Here is a 19,517-nt window from a genome sequence, read left to right on the forward strand (position 1 = left end):
CCACGCCCAGGCATTAAGCCACAACGCTCCAATGCGTTCCGGGGAACTTTTCGCGCTGCAACCACGTTGCGTTCATGTCGAAATATCTTGCACAGTCAGGGCGTTGCCGATGTCGCCACCGCGGATCTGCGATCTGGGAGCAGCCGCAGCAGGTGCGGCCATCGTGGCGCGCGCCAAGGCGTTGCGCTTCGACCACCTCGCCGTCGACGGTGTGTCGGCGTTGCCGGGCGAAGGACTCCGGCTGCTGGCCAATGTCGACCTGGCGGAATTTCGATCGGACGATACGCTGGTCGAAACCCATCCCGATTGGTTTGCCTTTCGTCCGTCGACGGATTCGACCGGCGTGGCCGATCCGCGGCATCATGTCCGGGCGCAGGGACACGCCATCGCGCGGTTCTACATCGCGTGCGATGGATTCCGTACGCATTGGCATGACCGGCTGGCGCAGCTTGTCGCGCAAGGGGCGTCCGGTTTCAGACTGCGCCGACCGGACCGCGTACCCCCGGCACTCCTGCGCGGATTGATCGCCGATCTTCGGTCGCACGCGCCGCGCACGCGCTTCATAGCCGACATTGCGGGACTGGCGCGCGAGGCGCTCGCCGCGCTCGCTGGTTGCGGTTTCGACTATTGCCTGTCGTCGCTCGCCTGGTGGGATTTCCGCGCCGCCTGGCTGACGGAAGAGTATGAGGCAGCGTCCCGCGTCGCGCCTGTCCTGGCGCGGGTGGGCGCGGACGGCGTTCCGCCTGGCGAGCGGCGCGCGCGCTATGCCGTTGCCGCAGTCGCCGGCTCCGGCATCTGGATGCCGGCGGAGTTCTCGGCCGGCGGCGAAATCGACGGTTGCATCGCTGCGGCGAACGCCCTTGTGGAGTCTGATCCAGTCATCGCCGGTCACGGCGCGCTGGTCCATCGCGGCAACGCCTTGATCCGGACGGCCGAGTCCGATCAGCGCCTTGCGCGGGACGCAGTGATCGCCGTCGTCAATTCCAGCGACATCGTTTGTCCGGCGCCATCTTCGCCTGAAGATTGGGATGTACCTGTGATGACGGCACTGGCGCCGCATGAAGTGTGCCTCCTGCACGCCCGTCGCCGCGACCCGATCCGTTCCGAAGTCCCGCAGCTCGATGCCGCAGAACCGCGGATCGTCATCGCGAACGTCTCCCCCGCCGTCGACGACGGGAAATTTGCTGTCAAGCGCATCGTGGGCGAGACGGTCGCGGTCGAGGCCGACATCTTCGCCGACGGTCATCCGTTGATCGCGGCGGACATTGTCCACGGCGAGCGCCGCGTTCCGATGCGACCCATCGGCAATGACCGCTGGCGCGGGACCTTCGTGCTCGACCGAATCGGCCGGCACGCATTTGCGCTGGAGGCGTGGATCGATCGCTATGGCGGCTTTGCACGCGATCTGGCCAGGAAACAGGAGGCCGGCCACGATATCGCGCTCGATATCCGCGAGGGCGACGCGATGGTCCGCGAGGTCCTTGGCCTGCCCGCTAGCGATTCCGCCATTTTGCTCGCCCCAGAGACCATCGAAGCGATGCATCGCCTGGAGGAGCGGAAATTCCTCGTCCGTAGTCCCGCTTACCCGATCGATGCCGACCGGTCGGGCGCGGGCTTCGCAAGCTGGTACGAGTTGTTTCCGCGTTCACAGACCGACGATCCCACTCGGCACGGCACGTTCCGCGCCGTGATCGCGCGCTTGCCTGTGATCCGAGCTATGGGCTTCGACGTTCTTTACATGCCTCCGATCCATCCGATCGGCCGGACGAACCGCAAGGGCCGCAACAACGCCTTGACCGCCGCGCCCGGCGACCCGGGCAGCGTCTACGCCATCGGCTCGGCAGAAGGCGGCCACGATGCGATTCATCCAGAACTCGGCACGTTCGACGATTTCCGCGCCCTGATCGCAGCAGCGCGTGCGGAGGGTCTGGAGATCGCGCTCGATTTCGCCGTGCAATGCTCTCCCGACCATCCCTGGCTCAAGGAGCATCCCGGCTGGTTTGACTGGCGCGCCGACGGTTCGATCAAGTACGCCGAAAATCCGCCCAAGCTTTACGAAGACATTGTCAATGTCGATTTCTATGCCCAGGACGCGATTCCCGGGCTTTGGAACGCGTTGCGCGACATTGTCCGGTTCTGGGCAAACGAAGGCGTACGCATCTTCCGCGTCGACAATCCGCACACCAAGCCGTTCGCGTTCTGGCAATGGCTGATCGCGAGCGTGCGCGCTAGCGACCCAGACATCATTTTCCTTGCAGAAGCCTTCACGCGGCCGAAGGTCATGGCGCATCTCGCCAAGATCGGCTTCACTCAATCCTATACCTACTTCACCTGGCGCAACACCAAGGACGAGCTCACGGACTATCTGGGCGAGCTGAACGAACCGCCCGCCCGCGATTTCTTCCGGCCGCATTTCTTCGTCAACACGCCGGACATCAATCCGTATTTCCTGCAGACTTCCGGTCGGCCGGGATTTCTTATCCGCGCCGCGCTGGCGGCGACGCTGTCGGGACTGTGGGGCATTTATTCCGGATTCGAACTATGCGAGGCGGCGGCGCTGCCGGGCCGCGAGGAGTACCGCGACTCGGAAAAATATCAGATCAGGCCGCGCGACTGGAACGCGCCGGGTAACATCGCCGCCGAGATCGCGACGCTCAATCGGTTGCGCAAGGCCCATTCTGCACTGCAGACTCATCTCGGCGTCACGTTCTACAACGCGTTCAATCCGAACGTGCTTTATTACGGCAAGCATGTTGCCGGGGAGACGAGCCGTATCCTGGTCGCCGTAAATCTCGACCCGCACGGGCCGCAGGAATGCGATTTCGAAATTCCGCTCTGGGAATGGGGGCTGCCGGATAGCGGCGCGCTGTTCGTCGAAGACCTGCTCGACGGCCATCACTTCGTCTGGCACGGCAAGATTCAGCATCTGCGCCTGGAACCGGATGCGCCTTACCGTCTCTGGCGCGTCTGCCCGGCGGAGGACCAGCGATGAATGTCCGCGAAGACGTCCATCTTCCGCGCGCCGACGAGACGATCCAGCACGAGCGCGCGCATGATCCCCTCTGGTACAAGGACGCTGTCATCTATCAGCTCCACGTCAAGTCGTTCGCCGACGCGAACAATGACGGCGTCGGCGATTTCGCGGGCCTGATCGGCAAGCTCGACTATCTGGCCGAGCTCGGCGTCACCGCGATCTGGCTCCTGCCGTTCTATCCTTCTCCCCGGCGCGACGACGGCTACGACATCGCGGATTATCGCGGCGTTCATCCCGATTACGGTTCGATTGAAGACGTGCGCCGCTTTATCGAGCTGGCGCATGCGAAGGGTATGCGCATCATCACCGAGCTCGTGCTGAACCACACCTCCGATCAGCACCCCTGGTTCCAGCGCGCGCGCAAGGCGCCGCCAGGTTCACCCGACCGCGACTTCTACGTCTGGTCCGACACCGACAAGCGCTATGCCGGTACGCGCATCATTTTCCTCGATACCGAGAAGTCGAACTGGACCTGGGATGAGGAGGCGCAGGCCTATTACTGGCACCGTTTCTACGCGCACCAGCCCGACCTCAATTTCGACAATCCGGCGGTCATGGAGGAGGCGCTGTCGGTGATGCGCTTCTGGCTCGACATGGGCGTCGACGGCCTGCGCCTCGATGCCGTGCCCTATCTGGTCGAGCGCGAAGGCACCAACAACGAGAACCTGCCGGAGACGCACGCCGTCCTGAAGCGCTTCCGCGCGGAAATCGACGCGCATTATCCCGGCCGCATGCTGCTCGCCGAGGCCAACCAGTGGCCGGAGGACGTGCAGGCATATTTCGGCGACGGCGACGAGTGCCACATGCTGTTCCATTTTCCCCTGATGCCGCGCATGTACATGGCGATCGCACAGGAGGACCGCTTCCCCATCATGGACATCATGCGCCAGACGCCGGACGCACCGCCGAACTGCCAATGGGCGACGTTCCTGCGCAATCACGACGAACTGACGCTGGAGATGGTCACCGACAAGGAGCGCGACTATCTCTGGAAGACCTATGCCGCCGACAAGCGGGCGCGTCTCAATCTCGGTATCCGGCGCCGGCTCGCGCCGTTGCTCGAACATGACCGCCGGCGCATCGAGCTGATGAACTCGCTGCTGCTCACCATCATGGGCACGCCTATCCTCTATTACGGCGACGAGATCGGCATGGGCGACAACATCCATCTGGGCGACCGGGACGGCGTGCGCACGCCGATGCAATGGAGCCCGGACCGCAATGGCGGCTTCAGCCGCGCCGATCCGGCGTCGCTGGTGCTGCCGGCGATCATGAACCCGCTCTACGGGTTTGAAGCCGTCAATGTCGAGGCTCAATGGCGCAGCCCCTATTCGCTGCTCAACTGGGTGCGCCGCATGCTGGTGGTGCGCGGCCGCTGGAAGGCGTTCGGGCGCGGCACGATCCGTTTCCTCCGGCCGCAGAACCGCAAGGTCCTCGTCTATCTGCGCGAATTCGATGGCGAGGTCGTGCTTTGCGTCGCCAATGTCTCGCGCACGGCCCAGGCCGTCGAGCTGGACCTGAGCGAGTTCGCCGGCCGTACGCCGGTCGAGCTGTCGGGCGAGGTCGCGTTTCCGAAGATCGGGCAGCTCACCTATCTGCTCACGCTTCAGCCCTTTGGATTCTATTGGTTCGCGCTGAGCGCGGAGACCAGCCAGCCGGCCTGGAGCACCGCCACCGCCGATAACATCGCGGAGTACCACACCTTCATCATCCGGGCCGGCTTGAACGACATCATCGATGGGCGGCAGCGGAACGTCCTGGAGAAGGAGGTGCTGCCGGGATATGTCGCGCAACGGCGCTGGTATCAGGCCAAGAGCACCGGCGTGCCCGCGGTGCGGATCGCGGACACGCAAGACTTTGACAAGGAGCTCCTGTTCGGCGTCCTCGAGGTGAACGGCGAGCACTACGCGCTGCCGCTCGCGATCGCATGGGAGGACGCGCCGTCGCATCCGTTCGAAGCGGCGCTCGCCCTGGCGCGCGTCCGGCGCGGCGCACGGATCGGGCTTCTGACCGACGGCTTCGCCACGGCCAAGTTCGCGCGGGCCTTGTTGCGCGGGCTTGCCGAGGGCTGTGGGCCGGGCGCTTTGACCTGCAGCCGCGCGCCGGCCTTTGCCGGCATCGCGCCGGACGCGGAGATCGAGTGGCCGGGCGCCGAGCAGAGCAACTCGACGTTGATCGTCGGCCGCCGCGCCGTGATCAAGCTGTTTCGTCGCCTGGTCGACGGTATCCATCCAGAGGCAGAGATGGTGCGCGCGTTGACGGAGCGCGGCTTCACCGGCATCGCAGCGCTTATGGGCGAGGTACGCTATAAGAGTGCCGCGGCCGCGGTGGTGCAGCGCTTCGTCGAGAACCAGGGCGATGCGTTCCAATGGTCGCTGGAGCAGGTCGGCCGCCTGATCGACGACAAGGCGGTGACCGATGGCGAGAACGGCAACGACCTCGAAGCCTACCGCAATTTCATCGCGGTTGTCGGCCGCCGGCTGGGCGAAATGCACACCATACTGGCGCAGCCCTCGGACGATCCCGATTTCATGCCGCAGAAGGCGACCGCCGAGACGATAGCGTCCTGGCGCGCGCGCCTGGGCGCACAGCTCGATGCCGCCTTCGCATTGCGCGATCTCGGCGATCGCGCCGCGCTCGACGCTGCGGCGGGCAAGGCCTTGTCCGCGGGGGAGGGGCTGCTCCTCACGCGAATCCACGGCGACCTGCATCTCGGGCAAGTGCTGGTGGCGGCGGGCGACGCGATCATCATCGACTTCGAGGGCGAGCCGGCCAAGCCGCTCGCCGAGCGCCGCGCGAAGAATTCTCCGCTGCGGGATGTGGCCGGCATGTTGCGCTCGTTCGACTATGTCGGCGGCGTTGTGGAGCGCAACGACCGGCTGGTGAACACCAGCCAGAGCGCCGACCGTGCCAGGACGCTGCTCGCGGAGTTCGGCCGTGTCGCGCGCGGCGCGTTCCTGGATGGTTACGCGAAAGGCCGCGGTCGGCCGCTGGACGCGCGCGAGGAAAAGCTCCTTGCCGTCTTCACGCTCGAAAAGGCCGCCTATGAGATCGTCTACGAGGCCAACAACCGCCCGGACTGGATCGACCTTCCCACCGCGGGTTTTTCCGGACTGGCGGCGGCGCTATGAACATGCAGGACACCAACGAGGCCGCCCAAGCGCAGATGGTGGCACAAGGCCGCCATCCCGATCCTTTCGCGTTCCTCGGACCCCACAATGGCATCGTCCGCACATTCCAACCCGCCGCGCAGCGCGTCGACCTCCTGCTTGGCGCGAACGCGGTGTCGCTGACGGCCATCGGCAACACCGGCGTGTTCGTCGGGCGCGGCGAGCCGCCCTACAGACTCCGCATCCATTGGCGCGACACGGTTCAGGAAACCGAGGACCCTTATGCGTTCGCGCCGATCCTGGGCGACGTCGACCTGCATCTTTTCTCCGAAGGCGCGCATTGGAATCTCGCCGGGCGCTTCGGCGCATCGGTCGACCGCATCGAGGACATCGCGGGCGTGCGCTTCGCGGTATGGGCGCCGAATGCGCGGCGCGTCTCGGTGGTCGGCGATTTCAACGGTTGGGATGGCCGGCGCCATCCGATGCGGCTGCGCCACGACGCCGGCGTGTGGGAGATTTTCATCCCGCGGCTTATGGCGGGCGAACGCTACAAATACGAAATCGTCGGTCCGGACGGCACGCTGCTCCCGCTCAAGGCCGATCCTTTGGCGCGCGCGACCGAACATCCGCCCGCGAATGCCTCCGTCGTCCCCGAGCCCTGGCGTTTCCATTGGACCGACGGCGACTGGATGGCCGGGCGCGCCAAGGCCCAGGCGCCGGACGCGCCGATCTCGATCTATGAGGTCCACGCCGCGTCCTGGCTGCGCCCCGAGCACGGCGAGACGATGGATTGGCGCGGTTTGGCCGAGCACCTTATCCCCTATGTCGGCGCGCTCGGCTTCACCCATGTCGAGCTGCTGCCGATCATGGAGCACCCGTTCGGCGGCTCCTGGGGCTACCAGCCCCTGTCGCAATTCGCGCCCAGCGCGCGCTACGGCACGGCGGAAGCCTTCGCCGGCTTCGTCGACGCATGCCACCGCGCCGGCATCGGCGTGATCCTGGACTGGGTGCCGGCGCATTTCCCCTCAGACGCGCATGGCCTCGCGCATTTCGACGGCACGGCGCTCTACGAGCATGCCGATCCGCGCGAAGGGCTCCACAAGGATTGGAACACGCTCATCTACAATCTCGGCCGCCGCGAGGTACAAGGCTTCCTGATCGCCAGCGGGCTGTTCTGGCTGGAGCACTTCCATATCGACGGCCTGCGCGTCGACGCCGTGGCGTCGATGCTTTATCGCGATTATTCGCGCAACGCCGGCGAGTGGATTCCCAACCGCTATGGTGGCCGCGAGAACCTCGAAGCGGTCGACTTTCTCAAGCGCCTGAACGGCTTGGCGCGCGAGCGTCATCCGGGCGCGATCACCATCGCCGAGGAATCGACGGCCTGGCCGGGCGTGACCGCGCCGGAAGGCCTGGGATTTTCCTACAAATGGAACATGGGCTGGATGCACGACACGCTGTCCTATCTCTCTTACGAGCCGGTGCATCGCCGCTGGCATCATAACGACATGACCTTCGGTCTCGTCTACGCCTGGTCGGAGCGCTTCGTCCTGCCGCTGTCCCATGACGAGGTTGTTCACGGCAAGGGTTCGCTCTATGCCCGCATGCCGGGCGACGCCTGGCAGAAGCTCGCGACCCTGCGCGCCTATTTCGCCTTCCTGTGGACCCATCCGGGACGCAAGCTGCTTTTCATGGGCGGCGAGCTCGCAATCCCGCGCGAATGGGACCACGACGGCGAGATCGACTGGGATTTGCTCAAGGATCATGGGCATGCCGGCGTCCAGCAGCTTGTCGGCGACCTGAACCGGCTCTATGCGCGCGAGCCCGCCCTGCACGCCCTGGACGACGATCCGAGCGGCTTCCGCTGGGCGATCGGCGACGACAGCGCGAACAGCGTCTTCGCTTACGAGCGCGTCGCGCCCGACGGACGCTCGCTTCTCGTGGTCGTCAACATGACGCCGGTGCCGCGCTGCGGCTATCGCGTTCCGGTGTCGCGCGATGGCGCCTGGCACGAGTTGCTCAACACGGATTCGCAAATCTATGGCGGCGGCAATATCGGCAATGGCGGGCAGGCCGAAGCCCGCGATGGCGCGTTGATACTTACCCTGCCGCCGCTTGCAACATTGGTTCTTGGATGAAATTGGAAGCTGGACTGCCTTACCCGCTCGGCGCCACGCATGACGGAAATGGCGTGAACTTCGCCGTCTTCTCGGCGCACGCATCGGTGGTCGAGCTTTGCGTCTTCGATCGCGACGGTCATGAAGAGCGTGTAGCGCTGCCCCGCCGCATCGACGAGGTCTGGCACGGCTATCTTGCCGGCGCTGCGCCGGGACTCGTCTATGGCTACCGCGTCCATGGTCCTTACGCGCCCGAAGACGGCCACCGCTTCAATCCAAACAAGCTGCTCCTCGATCCCTACGCCAAGGCGATTTCGGGCGCGGTGAAATGGGACGATGCACTGCTAGGCTACACGCCCGGGGGCGAAGACGCCGATCTTACTTTCGACAAACGCGACAGCGCGGCCTTCATGCCCAAGGCCGTGGTGACGAAGGACACGTTCGACTGGGGCGACGACCGTCCGCCGCGCGTCGGTTGGGCTGATACGGTGATCTACGAAGCCCATGTCAAGGGCATGACCAAGCTGCTTGGCGCCGTGCCGAATGATATCCGCGGGACATATGCGGCGCTGGGAAGTGCGTCGGTGATCGATCATCTGCGCCGGATCGGCATCACGGCGGTCGAACTCCTGCCCGTGCACGCTTTCGCGCAGGATCGCGGGCTGGTCGAAAAGGGCCTGAGCAATTACTGGGGTTACAACACGCTCTCCTTCTTCACGCCGGAGCCGCGCTACGGCACGGCGGACGAATTGCGCGCCGCGATCCGCGCGCTGCACAAGGCCGGCATCGAGGTCATCCTCGACGTCGTCTACAACCACACCTGCGAAGGCAGCGAGCTCGGCCCGACGCTGTCGTGGCGCGGGTTCGATCATGCGAGCTACTACCGCCTGCCCGACGACGACCGCCGCCATACGGTGAACGACACCGGCACCGGCAACACCGTCAATATGTCCCACGCCCGCGTGCTGCAGATGGCGATGGACTCGCTGCGCTATTTCACGCAGTCGTTGCATGTCGACGGCTTCCGCTTCGATCTCGGCGCGACGCTCGGCCGCGAGCGTTCCGGCTTCGACCCCGACAGCGGCTTTTTCGACGCGCTCCGCCAGGATCCGGTGCTCGCCCGCGTCAAGCTGATCTCCGAGCCGTGGGACATCGGACCCGGCGGCTATCAGCTCGGCAACCATCCGCCCGGCTTCTCCGAATGGAACGACCGATATCGCGACACAGTGCGTCGGTACTGGCGCGGCGATGCCGGCCAGCGCCCGGAGCTGGCGGAGCGGCTGTCCGGCTCCTCCGATCTTTTTTCGCTGCGCCGCCCGTCCGCCTCGATCAACTACATCGCCAGCCATGACGGTGCGACGCTGGCCGATCTCACCCTGTACGAAGGCAAGCATAACGAGGCCAATGGCGAGGAGAACCGCGACGGCATATCGGACAACCTCGCGCGCAATTGGGGCGTGGAAGGGCCGAGCGACGACATGAAGATCGGCGCGATGCGCGCGCGCATGCGCCGTTCCCTGCTTGCCACGCTGTTCTGGGCGCGCGGCGTGCCGATGCTGCTGGCCGGCGACGAGTTCGGCCGCACGCAGAAGGGCAACAACAACGCCTATTGCCAGGACAACGAGATCTCCTGGCTCGACTGGTCCGCGGCCGACGATACGCTGATCGCCTGGACGGCGCGGCTGACGGCGCTGCGCTGCGAATTCGCCGGCCTGCACGAGGACAGGTTTCGGCACGGACAGGAGGTCGTTCAGGGTTTTCGCGATCTTGATTGGCTGGACGAGCGCGGTGAAATCCTCTCTGACAAGGATTGGCAGAACGCGGAAGGCCGCGCGTTGGCCATGCGCCGCACGTCGCGTCGCGCCGACGGAAAGGTCGAAATCATCGCACTGCTGATGAACAGTGCCGAGGATGCGCTCGATTTCGCGCTGCCCGGAGCGCCGGATTGGCGGCTGATCTTCGACAGCGCGGCCCCCGAACGAAAGCCCGGCGCGCTCGGCGGAACGTCCTGCAAGGTTGAAAGCCACGCCTGCGTGATGGTTGCCGCTCTCCTGAAGGCACCGGCATGACACATTTCCGGCTCTGGGCGCCGGCCCACCCGCGCGTCGATCTCGAGCTGAGCGGCAGGATCGTGCCGATGCGACCGGCGTCGGACGGCTGGCATGCGGCCGACGTGCCGGCGCCCGCGGGCGCACGCTACCGCTTCCGGATCGGCGACGTTGCGGTGCCCGATCCGGCGTCGCGCCGGCAGGACGATGAATGGTCCGTCGTCACCGACCCGGACGCCTATCGCTGGCAGGATGCCGCCTGGCGCGGCCGCCCCTGGGAGGAGACCGTCCTGTACGAGCTTCATGCCGGCCTAATGGGCGGGTTCGAGGGTATCGAGGATCGCCTGCCGGCGCTCGCTGAGCTCGGCGTCACCGCGGTCGAGCTGATGCCGATCGCGCAGTTTCCGGGCAACCGCAATTGGGGCTACGACGGCGCGCTGCCTTACGCGCCCGCGGCGGTCTACGGCACGCCGGACGATCTGAAGCGTCTGGTCGACCGGGCCCATGGCCTCGAGCTGATGGTGTTCCTCGACGTCGTCTACAACCACTTCGGGCCGGACGGCAATTATTTGCCGCTCTACGCGCCGGGCTTCTTCCGCGAAGATCGTCACACGCCCTGGGGCGCCGGCATTGATTTCCGCAAGGAGCAGGTGCGGCGCTTCTTCATCGACAATGCGCTGTACTGGGTACGCGAGTTTCACATCGACGGTCTTCGGCTCGACGCTGTGCATGCCATCGGCGATGACGGGTTCGTCGCCGATCTGGCGCATGCGGTGCGCGACGGCGCGGCCGGACGGCAGGTGCATCTCGTGATCGAGAACGAGCACAACGATGCCAGGCTCCTGGCCGAAGGCGGGTTCGCGCAATGGAATGACGATTTCCATCACGCCGTCCATGTGCTGCTGACCGGCGAAAGCGAGGGCTACTATGGCCCCTATGCGGACGCGCCCGCGCGAGGCTTGGCGACCTCGCTCGCCGGCGGGTTCATCTGCGACCGCAGCGGGCCGGGTCCGCGGCTTTCCCCCACCGCTTTCGTGAATTTCCTGCAGAACCACGACCATGTCGGCAACCGTGCCTTCGGCGAGCGCCTGACGGTGCTGGCGGACGAGACGGCGCTGCAAGCCGCCATCGGCCTGCTCCTGCTCGCTCCGCCGATCCCGCTGATCTTTTTCGGTGAGGAGGCGGGTGCGCGCGAATCGTTCCTCTACTTCTGCGACCATGCCGATGACAAGCTCGCGGACGCCGTGCGCGAAGGCCGCCGCAACGAGTTCGCCAAATTTTCCGAATTCCGCGATCCCGCGCAGCGCGCGCGGATTCCGGATCCCAACGCGCCGGAGACCTTCGCGCGCTCGCGCCCGCGCCTCGACGGCGGCGCCGAATGGCGGGCTCTTTATAAGGAGCTATTGGCTCTGCGCCGCGCGCATATCGTGCCGCGGCTCAAGGACTGCATTGCGGAAGGCGCGGACGTCGTAGGGCCGAAGGCCGTGCTTGCGTCCTGGCGCCTGGGCGACGGCACGCGCCTGACCATCCTGGCCAATCTCGGCCGCGAAGACGTGTCCTGTTCGCTTCCGGAGGCTACGCCCATCTGGGATCGCGCCGGGACCCGTTGCTGGATCGAGACATGATGAGCGAGGCCGCCCTGTATGACCGCGCGCGCAAGGCCGGCCTTGCGCCGGATTGGATTGATGCGGCGGGGCATTCCAAGACCGTCTCTCCCGATACGTTACGTGCGGTACTCGCTGCCTTGAGCGGCTACGAAGCCGGCGAGGCGCAGGCGGGCGAGATCGGAACGTGTTTTTCGGTCGGCGAAGCCGCGCCGGGGCGACGCGTGGCCGGCCTGGCCGTCCAGCTTTATGCCCTTCGTGGCAGCGACGGTTTCGGCGATCTCGGCGCGCTGTCGCGGTTTGCCTGCGAGGCAGCGCCGCTCGGTATCGATGCGATTGCGGTCAGCCCGATCCATGCGCCGTTTCTGGCCGCCGTGGACGAGATCAGTCCTTACGCGCCGTCGAGCCGCCTGTTTCTCAACCCGCTCTATGCGACGGAAGACGTGCCTGACGACGGGCGCGACGGCCTTGTCGATTGGCCGGCAGCGTCGCGCGCCAAGCTCGCAAGGCTGCGCGCGGCTCACGCGCAGGCGCCGCTCACGCCAGCGGACGGCCGGCTTCGCGACCACGCGCGGTTCGACGCGCTCGACGCACATTTCCGCGATCAGCGTCTCTATCGCTGGCAGGACTGGCCGGTTGCCTATCGCGATCCGCGCAGCGACGCGGTTGAGGCGTTCGCGCGCGATCACCAGAATGAAATAGACTTCTACGTCTTCCTGCAAAGACGGACCGACGACAGCTTGGCCGCGGCGCAGGCGGCGGCGCGCGATGCCGGCATGGCGATCGGCCTGATCGCCGACATCGCCGTGGGCATGAGTCCGCATGGCAGCCACGCCTGGAGCGCGCCGGACGATGTGTTGCGCGGGCTCACCGTCGGCGCGCCGCCCGACATCTTCAATCCGCAAGGGCAGAGCTGGGGCCTCACCGCACTGTCGCCGGCGGCGCCGCGCGCGGCTTTCGTCGACACCTGGGACGCCGCGATGCGCCATGCCGGCGGCGTCAGGATCGATCACGCAATGGGGCTCTACCGTCTCTGGGTGATTCCGGACGGCGCGGGTTCGCAGGACGGCGTCTATCTGCATTATCCGATGCGGGCGCTGATGGGGCTGCTCGCCGAACGGTCCCGGCACCATCGCGCCATCGTCATCGGTGAAGACCTGGGAACGGTGCCCGAAGGTTTTCGTGAAGCGATGCGCTGCGCCGGCATGCTCGGCATGGAGGTGCTCTGGTTCCAGCGCGACGGCCGGCACTTCCGTCCTTCGGAACGCTGGTCGGCGCGCGCCGCGGCGCTCACCACGACACACGATCTTCCCACCGTCGCGGGCTGGTGGCGCGGCCGCGACATCGATTGGTTGGAGAAGCTCGGTCGCAAATCCGAGTATGGCGACATCGCGGCCGAGCGCTGGGCGCGGGGCGAGGATCGTTCGCATCTGTGGTCGGCGATCGGCCACGGTTCGGAACCTTCGCCGGAGGACGCAGGCCGGATCGTCGAGGCCGCCCTGGCCTTCGTCGGTCGTACGCCCTGCGAGATCGCGATTGTGCCCGTCGAGGACGTGTTGGGCTTGGTCGAGCAGCCCAACATCCCCGGCACCATCGACGAGCACCCCAATTGGCGCCGGCGCCTGCCGCCGAGCGACGCTTTCGCAAGTCCCGCTGCGCGCACCCATCTCGCGGCGCTCACGCGCGAACGGTCGCGCTCATGACGCCGCGCGCCACCTATCGCATGCAATTCCACAAGGGCTTCACCTTCGCGGACGCGGCGGCGCTCGCGCCCTATCTGGCCTCGTTGGGCATCAGCCATCTCTATTCCTCGCCGATTCTCGCCGCGCGCGCCGGCTCGACGCACGGCTACGACGTGATCGACCACGCGCGCGTCAACCCGGAGCTCGGTGCCGAGGATGGATTCCGCGCGCTGGCGGCGGCCCTGCGGGCGCACGAGATCGGCATCGTGCTCGATATCGTGCCGAATCATATGGCGGTCGGCGGCGCCGACAATCCCTGCTGGCTCGACCTTCTAGAGAAGGGTCGCGACAGCGTCTTCGCCAACATGTTCGACATCGACTGGGAACCGGCGCAACCCAATCTGCGCGACAAGGTGCTGGTGCCGCTCCTGGGCGCAAAGCCGCGCGACGTGATCGCAGCAGGCGAAATCTCGCTCATCAAGGACGAACGCCTCGGCAAATACGCCTTCGCCTATGGCGAGCATCGTTTTCCGCTGCGCAAGGAGGATTATGAAGAGGTCGAAACCGATCTCGCCGCGGCCAACAAGCCCGAGCGGCTGGGCGCCCTGCTTGAACGGCAGAACTTCCGTCTCGCCTTCTGGCGCGACGCCGGCGAGCGCATCAACTGGCGGCGCTTCTTCGACATCACCGAGCTCGCGGCGTTGCGTGTCGAAGACGACGGCGTGTTCGAGATTATCCACGGCACCGTTTTCCGGCTCTATGCCGAGGGCCTGATCGACGGCGTGCGCGTCGACCACGTCGACGGCCTCGCCGATCCCAAGGCCTATTGCCAGCGCCTGCGCGCGCGCCTCGAAGCGCTCAACGCGCAGCGCGAGCGCAAGGATGCGCCTTATATCGTGGTCGAGAAGATACTAGCCTCGAACGAAACCCTGCCCGAGGACTGGGGAATCGACGGCACGACGGGCTACGATTTCATGGACCAGGTCTCGGCGCTGCAGCATGACGATGCGAATGCCGCGCGCTTCGGGGCGCTATGGGCCGAGATCAGCGGACGTTCGCCCGACTTCGCGCCGGAGGAACGCGCCGCGCGCCGCGAGGTGATGGAGAACGCCTTTGCCAACCAGCTGCGCGCTACGGCCGCGGCCTTCCAGGCGTTCGCGCCCGATACCGGCCGAGGCGATTTCGAAACCGCGCTCGCATGTCTGCTGGAAAGTTTCCACGCCTATCGCACCTATGCCGGCACGCCCAGCCCGTCCTTCGATGCCGCTTACGAAGATGCGCGGCCTGTGGCGCCGCGGCGCGCGCTCGATGCGATCGCGCGGGCCCTGCGCTCGGGCGACGAGGCAGCGCGCGACGCGGCGCGGCGTTTCAACCAGCTCGCCGCGCCGGTGGCGGCCAAGGCCGTCGAGGACACCGCCTTCTATCGCTACGGCCGGCTGCTCTCGCGCAACGATGTCGGTTTCGCGCCGGATTGTTTCGGGTGGTCTCCGGAGATCTTCCTCGCCAAAGCGCAGGAACGCCAGCGGGCGTTTCCGAGGGCGATGCTCGCGACGGCGACTCACGACCACAAGCGCGGCGAGGACGTGCGCGCGCGACTGGCGGCGCTCAGCGAGATTCCCGACATGTGGGAGAACGAGGCGCGCGCCTGGTTCGCGATGAACGCAGCCCTGCGACCGCCGAAGGTGATGCCGGGCGACGAATACCAGCTCTATCAGACGCTCGTCGGCGCATGGCCTATCGAGGCCGGTCGCGTGCTCGCTTGGCGCGAGAAGTCCTTGCGCGAAGCCAAGCTCGAGACCTCATGGTTCGCGCCCGATGCAGCGTTCGAAGAGCAGAACGCCGCGTTCGTGCGGGCTATCCTCGATCCCGGCCACGGCTTCACCCAAAGGATCGATGGCTTCGTCGCCAAGCTTGCGCCGGCGGGCATCTGCAACAGCCTGGTGCAATGCGCGCTGCGCTATACGTTGCCGGGCGTCCCCGATCTTTACCAAGGCTCCGAGCTTTGGGATTTCAGCCTGGTCGATCCCGACAACCGCCGGCCCGTCGACTACGGGCTGCGCAACGAGATGCTGCCCCGTACGATGTCGTTGGACGGCTGGAAATCCGGCGCTTCGAAGCTGGCCTTGATCCGACGGCTGCTGGCATTGCGCAAGGAACGGCCGGATGCGTTCGAAGCGGACATCGAGCCCGTGCCGGCACCCAGCCGCGTCTTGGCGTTTCGACGCGGCCCGCTCCTTGTGGCCGTTCCGCTTCTGTCGGCGCAAGCCTGCATGGAACGCGGCATCCCGTTGCCGGCGGCGTCCGGCGCCCTTCGGGCCGAAGGACGCTGGCACAACGCGCTCGATTCCGCCCTGCCACGCGTGGGCGCGCTCGATTGCGCCGAACTGTTCTCCGACTTCCCCGTCGCGGTGCTGGTGGCGTGACGGTGCGCGTCGGCATCTCCGGCTGGCGCTATGCGCGATGGCGCGGCGTATTCTATCCCAAGGGTCTGCGCCAGAAGGACGAGTTGGCTTTCGCGGCGCGCACCTTTCCGACCATTGAGATCAACGGTACGTTCTATTCGCTGCAGAGCCCGGCGCTCTTCGGCCGCTGGGCGGAAGAGACGCCGGACGATTTCGTCTTTGCGCTCAAGGGCCCGCGCTACGTCACGCATATGCTCAAGCTGAAGGATACGAAGCCCGCGCTCGCCAATTTCTTCGCCTCGGGCTTGCTCCGGCTGGAACGGAAGCTCGGACCTATCCTCTGGCAGCTTCCTCCCACTCTGGCATTCGATGCGGAACGGCTCGCCGCCTTCTTTGCTCTCCTGCCGCGCGACACCGATGCCGCTGCCCGGTTGGCACGGGCCCACAACGACAAACTCAAAGCCAAGGCCTGGCTGCGGACGCGCGAGAACCGCAGGCTCCGGCACGCGCTCGAAGTGCGGCACGAGAGCTTCAAGACGCGCGCCTTCATCGGGCTGCTGCGCAAGTATGACATCGCGCTGGTCTGCGCCGACACAGTGGAATGGCCGCTCCTCATGGATGTCACGTCCGACTTCGTCTATTGCCGCCTGCACGGATCGGAAGAGCTATACGCCAGCGGATACAACGATAACGCATTGGCGATCTGGGCGAATCGGATCGGAGCTTGGGCCGGCGGCGGCGACGCGGAGGGTCCGCACGCCGGCAAGGGCCGGGCGCCACGTCGCAAATCCAGAGACGTCTATGTCTATTTCGACAACGACGCCATGGTACGGGCGCCGTTCGATGCGGGGAATCTCATCCAGAAGCTGGAACCGCCTTCGCGTCCCAGACCTGCTCGGCGTATTGGCGCACAAGACGATCCATCGAGAACGGACTCATCCGCGCGACGTTGAGGATCGCCTTCGTCGTCCATGCCGTCTTGTCGCGCCAGGCTTCGTCGACCGTCGCCTGCGCCCGTACATAGGCGTCGTAATCGGCCAGCACCATGAAAGGATCGCCGCCGGCCAGGAGTGCGCCGACGACTGGCACGAACAGGCCGCGGTCATGGGGCGTGAAATAGCCGTCGCGGATCATGTCGAGACTCTCGCGGACTTCGGCGTTGTCGCGATAGATCGCTCTCGGATCGTAGCCCGCGGCGTGCAGTGCCTGAAGTTCTTCGAAGCTATGGCCGAACATCCAGATGTTCTCGGGTCCGACCGCGTCGCGGATTTCGGTGTTCGCGCCGTCCAGGGTGGCGATGGAGAGCGCGCCGTTCAGCGCAAGCTTCATGTTGCCGGTTCCCGACGCCTCGGTGCCCGCGGCCGATATCTGCTCGGACAGATCGCCCGCGCTCACGAGCTGCTCGGCGATCTGGACGCCGTAATTCGGTACGAACACGATCTTCAGAAGGCCGCGCGTCCTGGGATCGTGGTTCACGATGTCGGCGACTGCGTTGATCAGATGGATGATCCGCTTGGCCATGACATAGCCGGGCGCGGCCTTGCCGGCGAAGATCACGGTGCGTGGAACCTCGTCGGCGCCGGCGCGGATGCGATTGTAGCGGCCGATCACCTGCAGGATGTTGAGAAGCTGCCGCTTGTATTCGTGGATGCGCTTGACGTGAAGGTCGAACAGCGATGCCGGATCGATCGCGATCCCATGCCGCGCGCCGAGCATCTGCGCGACTCTCGTTTTGTTCGTTCGTTTCACGGACGCGAAGTCCGCGCGGAAGGCCTCGTCGCCGGCGCAGGGCTCAAGCTCGCGCAGCCGGTCGAAATTGGTGAGCCATTCGCCCTCGATGCGGGTTCCGATCAGCGCCGTCAGCGCGGGATTGGCATCGGCCAGCCAGCGCCGCTGGGAGATGCCGTTGGTCAGGCTGATGATCCGTCCCGGCCAGAGCCGGTCGAAGTCGCGGAACAGCGTCTGCCGCATGATGCTGGTATGGGTATGCGACACCCCATTCACCCGATGACTGCCGATGATCGCCAGATGGGCCATGCGCACGCTCTTGGGGCCGTTCTCGTCGATGATCGACATCCGGCGCAACAGGTCCGTATCGCCCGGATTGCGATGCATCACGTCGCGCAGGAACCGCGCGTTGATCTCATAGATGATCTGCAGGTGCCGCGGCAGCAGGGTTTCGAACAGCGGCACCGGCCAGAGCTCCAGCGCCTCGGAGAGCAATGTGTGATTGGTGAAGGCGAAAACGGCGCCGGTGATGGTCCAGGCCTTGTCCCAGACAACGCGATGAACGTCGACCAACAGACGCATCAGCTCGGCGATCGCAAGTACGGGATGGGTGTCGTTTAGCTGGATGGCGACGTGATCGGCGAGATCCTCGATCGCCATGCCGCGCCGCAGATGCCGGTGCAGGATGTCCTGAAGCGAGGCGCAGACGAGGAAGAATTCCTGCTTCAGCCGCAGCTCGCGGCCGATATTGATCGAATCGTTGGGATAGAGGACGCGCGACAACGTCTCCGACTGGGCCTTCTCCTCGACCGCCTCGGCGTAGTCGCCGCGATTGAACCACGCGAAGTTGAAGTCCGACGTCGCCTTTGCCGACCACAGCCGGACCATGCCGGTCGTCTCAGCGTCCGCCCCGATGACAGGCATGTCGTAGGCCATGGCGTTGACGGTATCCGTCTCGCTCCAATGGACGTCGAGTTCGCCCTTCCAATTGGTCACCTGCGTCACGCGGCCATGGAACGGAACCGCATAGGTGAAATCGGGCCGCGGGAATTCCCACGGATTGATCTCCTTCAGCCAGTTCTCCGGATGCTCGACCTGCTCGCCGTTCTCGATCTCCTGGCGGAACATGCCGTATTCGTAGCGGATGCAATAGCCGAGCCCCGCATAGCCGAGCGCCGCCATCGACTCGAGCAGGCACGCGGCCAGCCGGCCGAGGCCACCATTGCCGAGCGCCGGCTCGACCTCGATCTCCCACAACGTGTCGAGATCGACGCCGCAATCGCCGAGCGCGCCGCGGCAGAGTTCCAGAAGACCCTGACTATTCAGGCATGTGCGCAGGAGCTTCCCGGGTAGGAGCTCCATCGACAGGTAGTACGTCCACTTCGTGCTATGCTCGAAGTTGCGGCGCCACGTTTCCACGCGCGCCATGCTGAGGCGTCCGCGCAGATAATAGGCGAGCGCATAAAACCAGTCCTTCTTCGTCGCGGTGTCCGGATCGCGTCCCAGGAGCTGAACGACATTGGCGAGCAGCGCGTCTCGGATGTCCGTTTGCGTGGGTATGGATGGCTCGGCCAGGGACGTCATCGCTACGGCTTCAATACAAAGTACAGCCTAAATATGCTTTTGTGGAGCGACAACCATGTTTCGGTGAGTGCCGGGTCCTCAGCGCTAACGCACAACGACACGTTTTGCTGCAATCCAATCGGGGTTTTTGGTCGCAGTCCAGGCCAGAGACCGCGCCGATAGTTAAGTTCGTGATTTGAAAACTCTTCGACACGCGGTTCGTTGCCCT

General features: G+C 65.6%; 9 protein-coding genes. 8 read left to right on the plus strand and 1 reads right to left on the minus strand.

Features of this window, described 5'->3' with window-relative positions:
* Window positions 1-109: 109 nt before the first annotated feature.
* From WDN01_21360 to WDN01_21395, 8 genes are all read left to right on the plus strand, one after another.
* A complete protein-coding gene (locus WDN01_21360) occupies window positions 110-2,992 on the plus strand; it encodes an alpha-1,4-glucan--maltose-1-phosphate maltosyltransferase (protein MEJ0028580.1) in 2,883 nt (960 codons plus the stop codon).
* Window positions 2,989-6,165: a maltose alpha-D-glucosyltransferase gene (gene treS, locus WDN01_21365; protein ID MEJ0028581.1), complete on the plus strand. Its 3,177-nt coding sequence runs from the start codon at window positions 2,989-2,991 to the stop codon at window positions 6,163-6,165. The genes WDN01_21360 and treS overlap by 4 nt, the downstream gene beginning before the upstream one ends.
* The gene (glgB, locus tag WDN01_21370) at window positions 6,162-8,282 is read left to right on the plus strand and encodes a 1,4-alpha-glucan branching protein GlgB (GenBank protein ID MEJ0028582.1); all 2,121 of its coding nucleotides are present in this window, start codon (window positions 6,162-6,164) and stop codon (window positions 8,280-8,282) included. Before treS ends, glgB begins: the two co-directional genes overlap by 4 nt.
* Entirely contained in the window at window positions 8,279-10,330 is a 2,052-nt protein-coding gene (gene glgX / locus WDN01_21375; protein ID MEJ0028583.1) for a glycogen debranching protein GlgX, read from the plus strand. The genes glgB and glgX overlap by 4 nt, the downstream gene beginning before the upstream one ends.
* Window positions 10,327-11,934, plus strand: coding sequence for a malto-oligosyltrehalose trehalohydrolase (treZ, locus tag WDN01_21380; GenBank protein ID MEJ0028584.1), 1,608 nt, complete (start codon window positions 10,327-10,329; stop codon window positions 11,932-11,934). The genes glgX and treZ overlap by 4 nt, the downstream gene beginning before the upstream one ends.
* Window positions 11,934-13,616 (plus strand): 4-alpha-glucanotransferase, encoded by a 1,683-nt coding sequence (locus tag WDN01_21385; GenBank protein MEJ0028585.1) that lies wholly within the window; start codon window positions 11,934-11,936, stop codon window positions 13,614-13,616. The genes treZ and WDN01_21385 overlap by 1 nt, the downstream gene beginning before the upstream one ends.
* Complete coding sequence (gene treY / locus WDN01_21390) at window positions 13,613-16,018, plus strand: malto-oligosyltrehalose synthase (protein ID MEJ0028586.1); 2,406 nt, start codon at window positions 13,613-13,615, stop codon at window positions 16,016-16,018. Before WDN01_21385 ends, treY begins: the two co-directional genes overlap by 4 nt.
* Before the next feature lie 83 nt (window positions 16,019-16,101).
* Entirely contained in the window at window positions 16,102-16,950 is an 849-nt protein-coding gene (locus tag WDN01_21395) for a DUF72 domain-containing protein (protein MEJ0028587.1), read from the plus strand.
* Here WDN01_21395 and WDN01_21400 read toward each other — a convergent pair.
* Window positions 16,853-19,309: a glycogen/starch/alpha-glucan phosphorylase gene (locus WDN01_21400; protein ID MEJ0028588.1), complete on the minus strand. Its 2,457-nt coding sequence runs from the start codon at window positions 19,307-19,309 to the stop codon at window positions 16,853-16,855. The genes WDN01_21395 and WDN01_21400 overlap by 98 nt on opposite strands.
* Window positions 19,310-19,517: the final 208 nt, after the last annotated feature.

The organism is Rhizomicrobium sp., assembly GCA_037200985.1.
Lineage (GTDB): Bacteria > Pseudomonadota > Alphaproteobacteria > Micropepsales > Micropepsaceae > Rhizomicrobium.

Coding starts and splice junctions, on each gene's coding strand:
- treZ (MEJ0028584.1), top strand. CDS start 10,327: ATGACACATTTCCGGCTCTGGGCGCCGGCCCACCCGCGCGTCGATCTC.
- WDN01_21360 (MEJ0028580.1), top strand. CDS start 110: ATGTCGCCACCGCGGATCTGCGATCTGGGAGCAGCCGCAGCAGGTGCG.
- glgX (MEJ0028583.1), top strand. CDS start 8,279: ATGAAATTGGAAGCTGGACTGCCTTACCCGCTCGGCGCCACGCATGAC.
- WDN01_21385 (MEJ0028585.1), top strand. CDS start 11,934: ATGAGCGAGGCCGCCCTGTATGACCGCGCGCGCAAGGCCGGCCTTGCG.
- treY (MEJ0028586.1), top strand. CDS start 13,613: ATGACGCCGCGCGCCACCTATCGCATGCAATTCCACAAGGGCTTCACC.
- WDN01_21400 (MEJ0028588.1), bottom strand. CDS start 19,309: ATGACGTCCCTGGCCGAGCCATCCATACCCACGCAAACGGACATCCGA.
- glgB (MEJ0028582.1), top strand. CDS start 6,162: ATGAACATGCAGGACACCAACGAGGCCGCCCAAGCGCAGATGGTGGCA.
- treS (MEJ0028581.1), top strand. CDS start 2,989: ATGAATGTCCGCGAAGACGTCCATCTTCCGCGCGCCGACGAGACGATC.